The sequence below is a fragment of the Microbacterium sp. FW305-3-2-15-F-LB2 genome, from assembly GCF_058787255.1.
In genome coordinates, this window is record NZ_JBYSZO010000001.1 from 1,757,989 (window position 1) to 1,773,136 (window position 15,148).

Below are 15,148 nucleotides of genomic sequence, written 5' to 3' on the forward strand. Positions count from 1 at the left end.
GGAACACCGGCCCGCAACCCACGGTCTACGCGAGTGGAGGCCCCAGGCTCAACCACTCATAGCGTCTGGCAGGGCAACACGCTCTACGCTCTGTTCGACGTGACCGACCCGGTCATCGATCTGTCGGGGAGCGATCCGTGGCAGCAGGACAGCGTCGAGCTCTTCCTGGACCTGGGGAACGCCAAGGCGGGCACCTACGGTCCGAACGACACCCAGATCCGCATCTCGGCGGACAACGTGCTGTCGTTCGGCTCGGGCAACACCGCCGTCCAGCAGGCGCGGGTGTCGTCGAGTGCCACCGCGCGCACCGACACGGGGTACCGCGTCGAGGTCGCGATCGATCTGGTGGGGCAGTCGGGCGGGCAGAGCAACGTGCCTCTGGGCGGTCTGGAGACCGTGCACGGCATCGACTTCCAGGTCAACGATGGTCGCCCCGACGGGCGGTTCTCGGTGAAGACCTGGGCCGATCCCACCGGCACCGGGTATCAGAGCACCGCCCGCTGGGGTGTGGCCGAGCTGGCGGCTGAGGTCACGGATCCCGGCACGGACCCCGGAACGGATCCGGGCACGGACCCCGGAACGGATCCGGGCACGGACCCCGGAACGGATCCGGGCACCGACCCGGGAACCGACCCCGGCACGGACCTCGGTACGGACCCGGCTACGGATCCCGGCACCGTTCCGGCCCCCGGCTCGGCATCCGGACCCGTGCCGCCGTCCCGCGGGTCGGCGGACGAACTGGCGACCACAGGCGGCGCGACGTCGCTGGGTGCCCTCGTCCTGGGCGCTCTGATGGTGCTCGGCGGCGCGGGGCTCGTCATCCATCGGCGACGGCAGCGCACCTGACCTTCCCCCCCGGGTCAGGCAACACGGAAGGGGGCGACCGCTCAGGCGGGCGCCCCCTTTCGCCGTGCTGCTCGACGTCGAGCTCACCGGCGAAAGGCGAAAAGAAAGGCCCGGGGTGGAAGCCCGGGCCTAAGGTGAGAGCCGCGCTAGATCAACGCGGGTCTCTCGCTCCCCGGCTTGGACTCGAACCAAGAACCTATCGGTTAACAGCCGATTGCTCTGCCAATTGAGCTACCGAGGATCATGCCCACCTGGCGGCGGGCAACCAGACGATACTAACAGCACCGCGGCGTCGCGAGAAAATCAGCCGGCCGAAATCCGTCGGTCGGGCGCGCCGCCCGGCGTCCACTGCAGGTCGTCGGTTCCGTGGCCGTAGGCGACGACATGACCGGCGCGCAGCACGAGAACATCGGCATCCAGGTCTCGGGGGGCATCGGAGTCGTTCGTGACGATGAGGGCGGACATTCCGCGCTCGTCTCGACGGCGAACGATCGCCGTCCGCACCGCCTGACGCACCTCGACATCGAGGTTGGCGTAGAGGTCGTCGGCGACGAAGAGGCGCGGCTCGAGGATGAGGGCGCGCGCGAGCGCGACGCGCTGCCGCATGCCCGCGCTCAGCTCGTAGGGGTATTTCGGTGCGGCCCCGAGCGGCAGTTCCATCTCGTCGAGCAGGGTCGCGACGCGCACCGCCAGGGCACGCGCGTTGACGCGGCGATCGCGTGCCGTGATCGGTTCGGAGATGACCTCGGACACCGTGAGACGCGCCGGCAGGTTCGCCCCCGCCCCCTGCGGGAGATATCCGGTGTGGAAGGTCCACTCGCGAACGGCGCGCCCGGGATGCCGCGCCGAGATGCCGTGAACGCGGGCGTCTCCCCCGACGACGGCGAGTCCTTCGTCGGGCCGTCCCGCCAGGAGCGACGCCAACGAGCTCTTCCCCGATCCCGTCGGTCCCATGACCACGAGGGTGTGTGCCGCCGCCAGGGTGAGGGTCACGCCGTCGATGACGCGGACGCCGCTTCGGGCGAGCGAGAGGTCATCGGCGCGGACGGCGACGGCGGTGTCGAGGGACCGGGGCATGTGAACATCCTCCCTGACCGGCGGCGCCGATGCCACCGCGACGTTTCAGGACTCGGTCAGCCGCTGGCGGTCGGCGTCCAGCTCGCGAAGCCGCAGACCCAGCTGGCGCGCCTCTTCGGAACCCGGCTGCACGCGCTGGATTCCTCGGACGAGTTCGGCCTTCTGCCGATCGAGCTCGCGCAGGAGGACGCGCCGCGCGAGGTCGTTGGCGGCCGCGACCGCACCTTCCTCGTTCCGCGCCGGGAAATCCGCCGTCAGCAGTTCGACGCCGAGCGTACGGAACGGTTCGCGGACCGCCTCGACCGCGGTGACGGCCCATCCCGGTTGAGAGAGATCGGTGGATGCCAGGGTGCTGCGCACCGCTTCGAGGGCGGGGTGGCCGAAGGGTGTCTGCAGCGCGCGGACGAACAGGTCGGGTTCGATCCGGTGGCCGTACTGCAGGAAGGCCATCATCGCCCCGCGCTCGAGGGCGACGTCGCGCGTGTTCGGCAGAGACGCCAGCGTGACCGACACGGCGACGGGCGCCGGAGCCTCGGTGCCTCCTCCGCGCTGCGCCTCGCGCTTCTCGGCTCTGTCGGCACCACGGGCGGCACGCTCGACGGCGCTCTGGACTTCGGGGATGTCGAGTCCCAGGCGCCGCGCCAGTACCCGCACGTACCCGGGGCGAAGGGCGGGGTCGCGGATGTCGGACACGATCGGAGCTGCAGCTCGCAGCGCGCCGGCGCGCCCCTCCACGCTGGAGAGGTCGTAATCCTTGAGGCGCTGGTCGATGACGAACTCGAACATCGGTGCTTTGTTGTCCATCAGCGCGCGCACCGCGCCGTCGCCGCGCTGGAGCCGCAGATCGCACGGATCGAGGCCCCCAGGGGCGACGGCCACGTACGTCTGGGCGGCGAAACGCTTCTCTTCGGCGAAGGCGCGGAGCGCCGCCTTCTGGCCCGCGGCATCCGGGTCGAAGGTGAAGACCACCTCTCCCGAGGCACTGTCGTCGCCCATCACGCGCCGCAGCACCGTGATGTGGTCGCTGCCGAACGCGGTGCCGCACGACGCGATCGCGGTCGTGATGCCGGCGAGGTGGCAGGCCATGACGTCGGTATAACCCTCGACGACGACGACCCGGTGCTCGCGTGAGATGTCGCGCTTGGCCAGATCGAGGCCGTAGAGCACCTGCGCCTTCTTGTAGATCGGCGTCTCGGGGGTGTTGAGGTACTTCGGTCCTTGATCGTCGTCGTACAGCTTCCGGGCGCCGAACCCGATCACCTGCCCGGTGACGTCGCGGATCGGCCAGACGACGCGCCCGCGGAAGCGGTCGTAGACGCCGCGCTGCCCCTTCGACACCAGCCCTGCCTGCACGAGCTCGTCGCGCGAGAACTTCTGGGCGAGCAAGTGGTCCATGAGCGAGGACCAGCCCTTCGGCGCATAACCCACGCCGAAGTGTGCGGCGGCTCCCGCGTCGAATCCGCGGTCGCCGAGGAAACGGCGAGCCGTGTCGGCCTCGGGCGACATCAACTGCGCGCGGTAGTACTCGGCCGCGGCCGCGTTGGCGGCGTAGAGGCGTGATCGCCCCGTCGTCTCGGGTGCGGCTCCGCCGTCTTCGTAGTGGAGCGTGTATCCGACGCGTGCGGCCATCCGCTCGACCGCCTCGGTGAAGGACACGTGGTCCATGGCGCGGAGGAACGAATAGACGTCGCCGGATTCGCCGCACCCGAAGCAGTGGTAGTAGCCGACCTGCGGGCGCACATGGAAGCTCGGGCTGCGCTCGTCGTGGAAAGGACACAGCCCCTTCATCGAGCCGACGCCGGCGGGCTTCAGCGCGACGCGCTCACCGACGACGTCGGCGATGTTGACCCGCGCCTTGACCTCGTCGATGTCGGCCTGCCGGATGCGCCCCGCCATCAGGCATCCGCTCCCCGCGGCGGTCGGGCGCCGGGCGCCCAGACGCCGAGCTCGGCGGCATCGACATCGCCCACGAGACGCCCGTACCAGGCGATCGCGAGCTGGTCCGTGAGGCTCGCGACCTGGTCGACGACGACGCGTCGACGGGCGACGTCGTCGGGGGCGTTCTCGAAGTCGGGTCCGTGCAGGGTGTCGAGAGACCCCGGGTTCTCCCACAGGGCGGATGCCAGTCGCTTCAGCACGCGGCGCTGCTCACGGTAGAGCGCCTTGCGGCCGTCGATCGACACGACGGTCGCGCCGATGATGCCCTTGAGGACGGCCATCTCGGCCTCGACGACGCGCGGGACGACGACATGCGCGCGATACCGCGTGAGATCGCGGACGGCGTACGCGTCGCGGGTCGCCGTCGTGGCGGCGCGTGCGAAACGTCCGATGAGGTCGGAGGTCAGGTTCTTCAGCCGGGCGAGCGCGGCGCGCGAGCCGTCGAACGCGTCGATCCACTCGGGCAACCGCATCAGGCGGTACAGGGCATCGGCGAGTTCGTCGCGCGAGAAGTCGTAGCCGACCCACGTCTGGATCGCGGTGAGGAGCGACTCGTAGCCCGCCGGGGATGCCAGGGCGGCGGGGTCGATGTATCGATTGACGACCGCGTCCTCGAAGTCGTGCACGGAGTAGGCGATGTCGTCGGAGAGGTCCATGACCTCGGCCTCGATGCACCGCACGCGGCCGGGGGCGCCCCCGCGCATCCAGTGGAAGACGGGTTCGTCGTCCGGGTAGACGCCGAACTTCAGCCGGCCGCCCGGGTCGGGAAGCGGCGCGTCCGCCGTCCAGGGGTACTTGCACGTGGCATCCAGGCTCGCCCGCGTGAGGTTGAGACCGAAGGAGTGGCCGTCGGGGCTGATGACCTTCGGCTCGAGGCGCGTGAGGATGCGGAGCGTCTGGGCATTGCCCTCGAAGCCGCCGATGTCCTCGGCCCACTCGTTGAGCGCCCGTTCGCCGTTGTGGCCGAAGGGCGGATGGCCGAGGTCGTGGCTCAGGCATGCGGTGTCGACGACATCGGGCGAGAGCTCGAGCGCCGTGGCGAGCTCGCGACCGACCTGCGCGACCTCGAGCGAGTGAGTCAGGCGGTTGCGCGCGAAGTCGGCGGGGCTCGCGGGGCTCAGCACCTGGGTCTTGGCGGCGAGGCGACGCAGCGCCGCCGAGTGCAGCACGCGGGCACGATCGCGCGCGAAGTCGTCGCGCAGCGAACGGTGCTGCTCTTCGTAGAACCGGGCGGCGTCGACGTCGTCGTACCCGGAGGGTCGAGCGAGGCCCGACGCGGTTTCACCCGCCACTGTGGTGGAGCTCCGCATCTGCGAGGGCAAGGCCCGCGGCGTCGCCGATCTCGCGGGAGTCGAGCCAGCCGTCGGGCAGGGCCGGGCGCTTGGGCGTGCCGGCGCGACCTCGCTGGCCCTCGGCGGCCTCGCCGGGGTAGGGTGCGTCGAGGTCCATCGTGGAGAGCAGGTCGTCGATCTCTTCCAGAGTCGAGGCGGTGGCGAGGCTGGCGCGCAGCTCGCCGCCGACCGGGTACCCCTTGAAGTACCAGGCGACGTGCTTGCGGATGTCACGGCATCCGCGACCCTCGTCCTCGAAGAACTCGACCAGCAACTCCGCGTGCCGACGGAACGCGCGCGCGACGAATCCGAGCGTCGCATCGACGGGTTCACCCGACGCGGCACCGGGGCGGCCGAGAGCGCGCGCCAGGTCTCCGAACAGCCACGGGCGGCCGAGGCAGCCGCGGCCGACCACGACGCCGTCGCAGCCGGTCTCGTCCATCATGCGGACCGCATCCGACGCCGACCAGATGTCGCCGTTGCCGAGGACCGGAACGCTCGTGACCGTCTCTTTGAGCTTCGTGATCGCGCTCCAGTCGGCGGTCCCGGAGTAGAACTCGGATGCCGTGCGCGCGTGCAGCGCGATCGAGGCGACACCCGCACCCTCCGCGATGCGGCCGGCCTCGAGGTAGGTGAGATGGTCGGCGTCGATGCCCTTGCGCATCTTGATCGTGAGTGGGAGGTCACCCGCGGCGCGCACCGCGCGCTCGACGATCTCGCGGAAGAGAGTGAGCTTCCACGGCAGCGCGGCCCCGCCGCCGCGCCGCGTCACCTTCGGCACGGGGCAGCCGAAATTGAGGTCGATGTGGTCGGCGTGGTCTTCCGCGACGATCATCTGCACGGCGGCCTCGACGGTCGCCGGGTCGACGCCGTACAGCTGGATCGAGCGGGGCGTCTCCGACTCGTGGTGGCGGATCAAGCGCATCGTCGTGTCGTTGCGTTCGACGAGCGCACGCGTCGTGATCATCTCGCTGACATAGAGCCCGGCGCCGTACTCGCGGCACAGTCGCCGGAACGCCGTATTGGTGATGCCGGCCATGGGCGCGAGCACGACGGGCGCGTCGAGTTCGATGGGGCCGATGCGCAGCGCACGCGCCGGGGCCAATGCCGTGGTCATCGTTCCATTCTCCCAGACCCCGCGCCCGTGCGGTGTCGCGGCGGGCGCGGGGCGGTCTGGGGAGGAGGGGTCACGCCTGCGCGGTCTCCGGCTCGCTGGCCGCCGCGCGACGCTCGCCCCACACCTGACGGGCGATCTGCGTGAAGGCCTCGACCGGCTGCGCGCCGCTGACGCCGTACTTGCCGTCGATCACGAAGAACGGCACGCCGCTGATGCCGTAGGCCTGCGCCTGTGCCTGGTCGGCGCGCACCGCGTCGCGGAAGCGACCGGACGTGAGCGCCTCACGGGCGAGCTCGGCGTCCAGGCCGATCTCGACCGCGAGCTCGATGAGGTCGTCGTCGCGGCCGACGTGCTTGCCCTCGAGGAAGTACGCCGCCATGAGGCGCTCGGACAGGTCGAGCTGGCGACCCTGCTCCTTGGCGAAGTGGAGTAGCTCGTGCGCCTTCACGGTGTTGGTGTGCTGCAGGATGTCGAAGCGGTACTCGAGACCCGCCTCCGCGGCGACACCGGTCACGCGGTCGAGCATCTCCCGCGCCTGCGAGGGCGAGATGCCCTTGTGCTGCGACAGGTAGTCCACCTCGCCGCCGACGAAGTCGACGGGGGTGTCGGGCGAGAGTTCGAACGAGTGGTACTCGATCTCGACGACGGGCGCGTCGTCGTCATCGGCGGTGGCGGCGAGGCCGTTCTCGAGGTTGCGCTTCCCGATGAAGCACCAGGGGCAGGCGATGTCGCTCCACACGTCGATCTTGATGGCATCCGTCATGTCGTGAGAAACCTTTCGGGTGACGGGCTTATTCCGAAAGCGGCATTCACTTCGTGTCGGGTGTGTCGACGGCGCCGCCGAACCGTCGATCGCGGGAGAGGTACAGGCCGATCGCGTCCCACAGGTGCGTGCGACGGAAGTCGGGCCACAGGGTGTCAAGGAACACCATCTCGGCGTACGCCGACTCCCACAAGAGGAAGTTCGAGGTGCGCTGCTCGCCGCTCGAACGCACGAACAGATCCACGTCGGGCATGTCGGGCTGGTACAGGTTCCGGCGGATCAGCTTCTCGGTGACGGCCGACGGCTTGAGCCTCCCGGCGGCGATCTCCTCGCCGATCCGGCGGACCGCGTCCACGATCTCGACTCGTCCGCCGTAGTTGACGCACATCGTCAGGGTGAGGCCATCGTTGCCCGCGGTGAGTCGCTCGGCCGCCTGCAGCTCGTTGATGACCGAACCCCACAGGCGCGGCCTGCGGCCGGCCCAGCGGATGCGCACGTTCCACTCGTTCAATTGGTCGCGGCGTCGGTGGAGGACCTCGCGGTTGAAACCCATGAGGAAGCGCACCTCGTCGGGCGAGCGCGACCAGTTCTCGGTGGAGAAGGCGTACACGGACAGGTGCTTCACGCCCGCCTGGATGGCTCCGGCAGCGACGTCGAGGAGAGCGGCCTCGCCTTCGCGGTGCCCCTCGATGCGGGTCAAGCCCCGCCGGTTGGCCCACCGGCCGTTGCCGTCCATGACGATCGCGACGTGTTCGGGTACCGAACCCTTGGGGAAGGTCGGGGGGTACTCCCCCGTCCAGTCGAGCGGGCGGTACGGGACGGCGTCGCGGTGCGTGTACGGCTTCGGGGTCATCGACTCGATTCCAGGTGCGAGAGGGAGCGGATACCCCGCTCCAGATGGAATTGGGTGTAGGCCGCGACGAGACCGGAGGCGGAGGCGGTGGTGCGGTCGGGGGCGGCATCCACGACGTCCCACTCCCCCGCGATCAACGCGCGCATCAGGTCGACGGTCTCGCGGGCGACGCGCGGCGAACCCGCCGGCGCGCACGCGGAGCACACGACACCGCCGAGCTGGGCGAGGAAGTAGTCGTGGTCGCCCACCGTGCCGCAGCGCGCGCACTCGCCCAGGCCGGGCGCCCACCCCGACAGCGCCATCGCGCGCAGAAGGTAGGAGTCGAGCACGCTGCGCGCGGCGTGATCGCCGCGCGCGAGGGCGCGGAGTCCCCCGACCAGGAGCAGATACTGCTGCGGGGTCGCCTCGGCCTCGTTCAATCGGTCGGCCGTCTCGACCATCGCACTGGCGGTGGTGTAGCGGTCGTAATGCTGCGCGATCTCGGCACCGTACGCCCCGAGGGACTCGGCTTGCTGGACGATGTCGAGGGTACGGCCCTGGTAGAGCTGCACGTCGGCGACCATGAACGGCTCGAGCCGCGACCCGAACCGCGATGAGGTGCGCCGGACGCCCTTCGCCACCGCGCGGATCTTGCCGTGGCGACGGCTGAGGAGGGTGACGATGCGGTCCGCCTCCCCGAGTTTGTGGGTACGCAGGACCACGACTTCGTCGCGGTAGGTGGGCACAGTCCATTATCGTCCCGCGACCCCGGGAGTCGGCGGTGCGCCGCGCGCGGGCCTGCGCCGGCGGGGCGGGAGAATGGATGCCGTGAACCCGCCCGTCTTCATCATCCCGCTGTGGGCCGACCTCACCGCCGTGGCCCTGGGCGGAGTGCAGGGCGCGCTCTTCGCCTCCGGCTTCCAGGGACAGCGCCGCCTCGATCTCCTCGGCGTGGCAATCATCGGCATCCTGCTCGGGATGGGCGGCGGACTCATCCGCGATCTCCTTCTCGGGCTGACCCCCGCGACCCTGCAGAACAACTGGTATCTGCTCACGGCGATCGCCGCATCGCTCGTGGGCATGTTGCTGTCGGGGATCTTCCAGCGCCTGAACCGCGCGATCATCATGCTCGACGCCGTCGTGATCGGCCTGTTCGGAGCGTTCGGCACGTCGAAGGCGCTCGCGCTCGGTCTTCCCGCGGTGCCCGCGGTGTTCGTCGGCGTCGTGGCGGCGGCGGGTGGGAGCGTGTTGCGCGACGTGCTGATGGGGCTTCCGGTCGCCATCATGCACGTCGGTTCGCTCTACGCGGTCGCGGCCGGTGGTGGATGCGCGGTGCTCGCGACGGCCGCGGCTTTCGGCGTGCCTCTGCCCGTCGCGGCGGTGATCGGTGTCGTGGTCACGACGGTGATCCGCATCCTCGCCGTGCTGTTCGATCTCTCGCTGCCCGAGCAGCGCAAGCTCCACCGCCGCAAGGTCGCGGTCGAGACGACGGGCATCCCGATCATCCGGGTCGACGACCCGGACGTGTGAGGGGCCACGCTCTGTCGCTTCGGAGGCCCGTAGGTGACCGATAGTGACCTCTCACGCGCGCGGTTCGAGCAGCGCGCCGAGGATGTGCGCGGCCTGATCGCCGTCGACATCGCGGAGCGCGGGAAGGTCGAGGAAGTGGCGTGCGATGGTGACCCCCAGGATGCTCGAGACCAGAATCGCGGCGCGCGTCCGCCCCTCGTCACCACGACCGTCGGCGAGTGCCTCTGCACGGTTTTCGAGGTGGGCGCGCAGAGCCTGAGCCGCGTCCGGCGACGTCAGCATCGATCGCAACAGGGCTCGTGTGGCGGGATCGAGTACGCGGAGGCGCACGTCGAGCACGTCGCTGAGGTGGGACTCGACGTCCCTGTCGCCGAGGTCGGCCACCGGTTCGACCGCGAGCGCGAACAGTGCGGCCTTCGAGCCGTAGTGCTGGAGCACCAGGGACGGGTCGATGCCTGCGCGCGCCGCGATCCCCCGGATCGTCGCGCCCTCCATCCCGCGGTCGCCGAACTCGTCGCGGGCCGCCCGGAGAATGCGTTCCGCCGTCGCCGCCCGCTTCTCGGCGCGTGATCCTGAGACGTTCATGTGTTCACTCTACAACTGATGAGCGAAGGCGTAGAGTTCCACTCATCGCTTGTTGAGTGGAGGATGCCATGACACACACGCCCCTGTTCCACCGGTCGGTTCTCGTGGTCGGTGCCTCGCGCGGTCTCGGCCTCGCGATCGCCCGGGCTTACGTCGATCGCGGCGCACACGTCGTCGCGACCGTGCGCGGCGATGTTCCTGAACCGCTCCGGGCGGTGCGGGATGCCGCGTCCGACCGCGTCGAGTTCGAGCACGTGGACATCGCCGACGGCGCTCAGATCGCCGCTCTGGCGAGCCGTCTGCGCGGCCGCACCTTCGACCTGCTGTTCGTTGTCGCCGGAATCTCGCTCGCGCCTCGAACCCAGGCGGCGGCCGACATCGACGACGACGACTTCGCCCGGACTCTCGCCACCAATGCGCTCGGGGCGATGCGTGTCGTCGAGAGGCTGCACCCGCTGGTCGCTGAGACGGGAACGATCGCGGTCCTGTCGTCGGGCCAGGGCAGCATCACGAACAACACCTCAGGGGGATTCGAGGTCTACCGCGCCTCGAAGGCGGCGTTGAACCAGCTCATGCGCAGTTTCGCCGCCCGTCACGCGGACGACGCGCGCGCCCTACTGCTCCTCGCCCCCGGTTGGATCCGCACCGACATGGGTGGTGCCGGCGCGGGCCTCGAGATCGACGAGGCGATTCCGCCCCTTATCGACACCGTCGAGGAGCAGCGCGGCACGCCCGGCCTCCGCTTCCTGGATCGAACCGGCACCCCGGTCTCCTGGTGACCGGACGCGCGAGGGGTCACTTTCTGTCGCTTCGGGCGCGCCCAGGCGACAGAAAGTGACCCCTCAGGCGAGTCAGGAGCGGGCCAGGATCTCGCCGTGGGGCATCAGGAACCAGCCGTCGGGATGCTCGGCCCACTCGCGCCACGCGTCGGAGATGCGCTGAAGCAAGGCGTGGTCGGCGAGACCCAGGCGCAGCGCGTGCCCGGCGAACGCCGAAGCCAGGATGCGGTCCGCCCACATCCCGCCCCACCACGCGCGCTTCTCCGGCGTGTCGAACACCCAGACGCTCGCACTCGCGTCGATGCGCGTGAAGCCCGCCTCGCGCGCCCACGCCTTGAGCACGCGTCCGGCGTTCGGCTCGCCCGACACTCCGCGGTGCACCGCGTCATAGAGCACGAGCCACTCGTCGAGAGCGGGGATCCGCGGATGCCAGATCACGCCGCCGTAGTCCACGTCGCGCGCCGCGACGAGGCCGTCCGGGCCGGCCACCCGCCGGAACTCCCGCAGCGCGTCCACCGGGCGGGCCAGGTGCTGGAGGGTCTGATGCGCGTGGACGATGTCGAACGAGCCGTCCGGAAGGTCCAGCGCGTACGCGTCGCCGACGCGGAACTCGACGTTCGTGCGGTCCCCCACCGCGGCGCGCGCGATCTCGATGACGTCGGGCGCGGCATCCATCCCGACGACGCGTCCCGGGGAGACCCGGTCGGCGATGTCGACGGTGATGGTGCCGGGGCCGGCGCCCACGTCGAGGACGCGGGCGCCGGCGAACAGCGAGGACACCAGGTAGGCCGCCGAATCGGCGACGGTCCGTGCGGCGTGGGAACGCAGCACGCTCTCGTGGTGTCCGTGGGCGTAGGCCACGGCCGGGGGCTCAGACGCCGGCGAGGGCGCCGGAGCGCTGACGCGTGCGGATGGCGCGGTTGACGCCGGACACGATCGCCTTGAGCGACGCGGTGGAGATGTCGTTGTCGATCCCGACACCCCACAGGCGCTGATCGTCGACCTGCAGCTCGACGTAGGCCGCGGCCTGCGCGTCGCCGCCGGAGCTGAGCGCGTGCTCGACGTAGTCGTACAGCGTGACCTCGAAGCCCTGCGCCCGAACGATCTCGAGGAACGCCGCCACGGGGCCGTTGCCGACCGCCGAAGCCGCCTGGATCGACTCACCGTCGCGCAGCGTCACCTCGAGCGAGACATCGCCCGACATGTCGCTCGACGACCGCGTCGAGAGGAGCTCGAAGCGGCCCCAACGCTGATCGTCGTCGGTGGTGGGCAGGTACTCGTCGGTGAAGATGTCCCAGATCTGCGCGCTCGAGACCTCGCCGCCCTCGGCGTCGGTGCGGGCCTGCACGACGCCGGAGAACTCGATCTGCAGCTTGCGGGGCAGGTCGAGCGCGTGGTCGGCCTTCAGCAGGTAGGCCACGCCACCCTTGCCCGACTGCGAGTTGACGCGGATGACGGCCTCGTAGGAACGTCCGAGGTCCTTCGGATCGATCGGCAGGTACGGGACCGCCCACTCGATCTCGTCGATGGTCTTGCCCTCGGCCTCCGCGCGGGCCTCCATCGCTTCGAAGCCCTTCTTGATGGCATCCTGATGCGATCCACTGAAGGCGGTGAAGACCAGGTCTCCCGCCCACGGGCTGCGCTCGGGCACGGGCAGCTGGTTGCAGTACTCGACCGTGCGCTTGACCTGGTCGATGTCGCTGAAGTCGATCTGGGGGTCGATGCCCTGCGTCAGCAGGTTCACGCCCAGCGCGACGAGGTCGACGTTGCCGGTCCGCTCGCCGTTGCCGAACAGGCAGCCCTCGATGCGGTCGGCGCCGGCCATGTAGCCGAGCTCCGCCGCCGCGACCGCGGTGCCGCGGTCGTTGTGGGGGTGCAGCGACAGGATGACGTTCTCGCGGTGGTTCAGGTTCCGCGACATCCACTCGATCGAGTCGGCGTAGACGTTGGGCGTGGCCATCTCGACGGTGGCGGGCAGGTTCAGGATGACCTTGCGCTCGGGTGTCGGCTGGAAGACCTCCAGCACCTCGTTGCAGATGCGCAGCGCGAATTCCAGCTCGGTGCCGGTGTAGCTCTCGGGCGAGTACTCGTAGTAGACCTGCGTCTCGGGAATCGTCGCCTCGTACTTCTTGCAGAGGCGCGCGCCCTCGAGCGCGATGTCGACGATGCCCTGCTGGTCGGTGCGGAAGACGACCTCGCGCTGCAGCACGGACGTGGAGTTGTACAAGTGGACGATGGCCTGTTTGGCGCCGGCGATCGCCTCGTACGTGCGGGAGATGAGGTGCTCACGGGCCTGGGTCAGGACCTGGATCGTCACGTCGTCGGGGATGAGGTCTTCCTCGATCAGCTGACGGACGAAGTCGAAATCGGTCTGGCTGGCGCTCGGGAACCCCACCTCGATCTCCTTGTAGCCCATCTGCACGAGCAGGTCGAACATGACCCGCTTGCGCTCGGGGCTCATCGGGTCGATGAGGGCCTGGTTGCCGTCGCGCAGGTCGACCGCGCACCAGCGGGGTGCGGTCTCGATGCGCGTGCTCGGCCACGTGCGGTCGGGCAGATCGACGCGGATCTGCTCGTGGAACGGACGGTACTTGTGGACCGGAGCGGACGTGGGCTTTTGCGTGTTCTTCATGACGGGGTCGCTTCTCTTGTCTGTCTGGAGGGGCCGACGACGAGCTCCGCGACGAGGAAGGCCCTTAGAACGAGGACTCGTCGCGGCAGCTAAGAAGAAGCAGGCCACGGAAGCGCATTCTGCGATGTTAGCACTCGCGCGAGCCGCGGCTCACTCCCCCGGCATCCATTCGCGCGCGAGGATGGCGTAGTCGACCTCGTCGCTCCACCGGCCCTTGAACCATTCGTTCTCGATCAGGTGCGCTTCCCGACGCATCCCGAGGCGTTCGGCAAGGGCGATCGAGCGGGCGTTGTCGGCGTCGATGCGGGCGACGAGGCGGCGCAGCCCGTACACCGAGAACGCCGTGTCGATCAGTGCGCGAACGGCTTCTGTCGCGAGGCCGCGTCCGGCGGCGACGGGGCTCACGACCCAGCCGATCTCGGCGGAGCCGGCGTCGGCATCCAGGTGAAACAGCACCAGATCGCCGATCACCGTGGCGTCCTCCACCCGCTCGACGGCGAGGACGACGCCTCCGCGCTCCCCCTCGAGGCTCGTCCCGCCGAAGAGGTGGCCGATGCGCTCGCGGATGTCGTCGGCGCTCTGCGGCTCGAACGGCAGGAAACGGCACACCGCGGGATCGCCGCGGTACGTGACCAGCGCGGCGAGGTCGGAGTCGACGACGGGGCGCAGTCGGACGCGCTCGCGCACGACGTCCAGACGGGCCGGAGCCGGGGGCAGAACGAACGGCGAATCGCTCACGGAAGCAGCGCGACCTTGCCGCCCGGGTGGCCGTCCATCACGAACTGCACCGCGTCGACCGCGTCGGCGAGAGGGAACGTGCGAGCGATGGGGACCTCGAGCACCCCGGATGCCGCGAGCTCCAGGATGTGGGCGCGAGCGATGTCGCGGAAGCGGGTGCTCTCGGGTCGGGCCCCGGCGATCCAGAGGAACCCGTCGGATTCCGCGCGCTGCGGCGCCACGATCGTGACGATGCGGTCGCGCTCGGCGACGAGGGCGAGCGAGACGTCGATCGCCTCATCGGTTCCGGCCGCGTCCCACGCGGCGACGATCGGTTCACCGCCGGCCGCCTCGATGGCACGTTCGCGCAGGCCATCCCCGTAGGCGACGGGGATGCCGCCGAACCGACGCACGCGCGCGGCGGACTCCTCGCCATCCGGGCCGACGGTGCCGATCACCCGGATGCCGAGCTCGCGGGCCTGCTGCAGCAGGCTCACGCCGACGGCGCCGGAGGCGGCGTGCAGCAGGACGGTCTCGCCGGCCGTTGCACGCGTGACCTGGATCATCTCGGCGGCGGTGGTGCCGGCCAGGAGCAGGTTCGCCGCCTCGGCGTGCGACAGCGTCGCGGGCTTGGCGAACACGTCGCGCGCGGGGACCGTGACGTCGGTGGCGTACGCCCCCTGGACACGGAACGCGACGACCTCGTCCCCCACCGAGAGCGGTCCCGTCCCGCCGAGGGCGTCGGGGCCCACCGCCGCGACCTCGCCCGACAGCTCGTAGCCGATGGGCGTCGGGAACGAGGCACCCGGTCGTGCGGCGGCGACGTGCTTGGCATCCGGTCGTGCGGCGGCGACATGCTTGGCATCCGCGGGGTTGATCCCCGCCGCGTGGACGCGGATCGTCACTTCTCCGGGGCCCGGGGCCGGTACCTCGACCTCGTCGAACGTCCAGTCCTCGACCGGACCGGGCTGATGTGCGCGCCACTGCTTGGCCATGATCGT

At 70.1% G+C, this 15,148-nt stretch carries 15 protein-coding genes and 1 tRNA gene; 3 read left to right on the top strand and 13 right to left on the bottom strand.

Translation table 11 applies throughout. From position 1 onward, the window contains the following. Positions 1-33: 33 nt before the first annotated feature. On the top strand, positions 34-846 hold the full coding sequence (locus tag AC3WLZ_RS08510; protein WP_492469736.1) for a sugar-binding protein: 813 nt from the start codon (positions 34-36) through the stop codon (positions 844-846). 168 nt (positions 847-1,014) lie between these two features. Here AC3WLZ_RS08510 and AC3WLZ_RS08515 read toward each other — a convergent pair. The 8 genes from AC3WLZ_RS08515 to recO form a co-directional block, all read right to left on the bottom strand. Then, positions 1,015-1,087, bottom strand: a tRNA-Asn gene (locus AC3WLZ_RS08515). A 62-nt stretch (positions 1,088-1,149) separates the two neighbouring features. Continuing rightward, positions 1,150-1,923: an ATP-binding cassette domain-containing protein gene (locus tag AC3WLZ_RS08520; protein ID WP_412924553.1), complete on the bottom strand. Its 774-nt coding sequence runs from the start codon at positions 1,921-1,923 to the stop codon at positions 1,150-1,152. 45 nt (positions 1,924-1,968) lie between these two features. After that, complete coding sequence (dnaG, locus tag AC3WLZ_RS08525) at positions 1,969-3,819, bottom strand: DNA primase (RefSeq protein WP_492469737.1); 1,851 nt, start codon at positions 3,817-3,819, stop codon at positions 1,969-1,971. Further along, positions 3,819-5,171: a deoxyguanosinetriphosphate triphosphohydrolase gene (locus AC3WLZ_RS08530; RefSeq protein ID WP_492469738.1), complete on the bottom strand. Its 1,353-nt coding sequence runs from the start codon at positions 5,169-5,171 to the stop codon at positions 3,819-3,821. Before AC3WLZ_RS08530 ends, dnaG begins: the two co-directional genes overlap by 1 nt. Then, positions 5,143-6,309: a tRNA dihydrouridine synthase DusB gene (dusB, locus tag AC3WLZ_RS08535; RefSeq protein ID WP_492469739.1), complete on the bottom strand. Its 1,167-nt coding sequence runs from the start codon at positions 6,307-6,309 to the stop codon at positions 5,143-5,145. The genes AC3WLZ_RS08530 and dusB overlap by 29 nt, the downstream gene beginning before the upstream one ends. A 70-nt stretch (positions 6,310-6,379) precedes the next feature. Then, positions 6,380-7,072 (bottom strand): DsbA family oxidoreductase, encoded by a 693-nt coding sequence (locus AC3WLZ_RS08540; RefSeq protein ID WP_412924557.1) that lies wholly within the window; start codon positions 7,070-7,072, stop codon positions 6,380-6,382. A 46-nt stretch (positions 7,073-7,118) separates the two neighbouring features. Then, positions 7,119-7,925, bottom strand: a complete 807-nt coding sequence (locus AC3WLZ_RS08545; RefSeq protein WP_412924558.1) for an isoprenyl transferase — start codon at positions 7,923-7,925, stop codon at positions 7,119-7,121. Then, positions 7,922-8,650 carry a DNA repair protein RecO gene (recO, locus tag AC3WLZ_RS08550; protein WP_492469740.1) on the bottom strand — a complete coding sequence of 243 codons (729 nt, stop codon included), beginning with the start codon at positions 8,648-8,650 and terminating at the stop codon, positions 7,922-7,924. Before recO ends, AC3WLZ_RS08545 begins: the two co-directional genes overlap by 4 nt. A 73-nt stretch (positions 8,651-8,723) precedes the next feature. Here recO and AC3WLZ_RS08555 point away from each other — a divergent pair, with 73 nt between their 5' ends. Further along, the gene (locus AC3WLZ_RS08555; protein ID WP_492469741.1) at positions 8,724-9,434 is read left to right on the top strand and encodes a trimeric intracellular cation channel family protein; all 711 of its coding nucleotides are present in this window, start codon (positions 8,724-8,726) and stop codon (positions 9,432-9,434) included. A 51-nt stretch (positions 9,435-9,485) separates the two neighbouring features. On the opposite strand, the gene AC3WLZ_RS08560 is transcribed toward AC3WLZ_RS08555, so the two are convergent. Next, a complete protein-coding gene (locus AC3WLZ_RS08560; protein ID WP_412924561.1) occupies positions 9,486-10,019 on the bottom strand; it encodes a TetR/AcrR family transcriptional regulator in 534 nt (177 codons plus the stop codon). A 68-nt stretch (positions 10,020-10,087) separates the two neighbouring features. On the opposite strand from AC3WLZ_RS08560, the gene AC3WLZ_RS08565 reads away from it, so the two are divergent. Continuing rightward, positions 10,088-10,798 carry an SDR family NAD(P)-dependent oxidoreductase gene (locus AC3WLZ_RS08565; RefSeq protein WP_412924562.1) on the top strand — a complete coding sequence of 237 codons (711 nt, stop codon included), beginning with the start codon at positions 10,088-10,090 and terminating at the stop codon, positions 10,796-10,798. Positions 10,799-10,870: 72 nt separating this feature from the next. Here the strand turns inward: AC3WLZ_RS08565 and AC3WLZ_RS08570 are convergent, their stop codons facing one another. The 4 genes from AC3WLZ_RS08570 to AC3WLZ_RS08585 all read right to left on the bottom strand — a co-directional run bounded on the left by AC3WLZ_RS08570 (position 10,871) and on the right by AC3WLZ_RS08585 (position 15,142). Then, entirely contained in the window at positions 10,871-11,659 is a 789-nt protein-coding gene (locus AC3WLZ_RS08570; protein ID WP_492469742.1) for a methyltransferase domain-containing protein, read from the bottom strand. Between the two features lie 10 nt (positions 11,660-11,669). Then, positions 11,670-13,430 (bottom strand): 2-isopropylmalate synthase, encoded by a 1,761-nt coding sequence (gene leuA / locus AC3WLZ_RS08575; protein WP_492469743.1) that lies wholly within the window; start codon positions 13,428-13,430, stop codon positions 11,670-11,672. 150 nt (positions 13,431-13,580) lie between these two features. Next, positions 13,581-14,168 (bottom strand): GNAT family N-acetyltransferase, encoded by a 588-nt coding sequence (locus tag AC3WLZ_RS08580; protein WP_492469744.1) that lies wholly within the window; start codon positions 14,166-14,168, stop codon positions 13,581-13,583. After that, a complete protein-coding gene (locus AC3WLZ_RS08585) occupies positions 14,165-15,142 on the bottom strand; it encodes a quinone oxidoreductase family protein (protein ID WP_492469745.1) in 978 nt (325 codons plus the stop codon). Before AC3WLZ_RS08585 ends, AC3WLZ_RS08580 begins: the two co-directional genes overlap by 4 nt. Between the last annotated feature and the right edge of the window lie 6 nt (positions 15,143-15,148).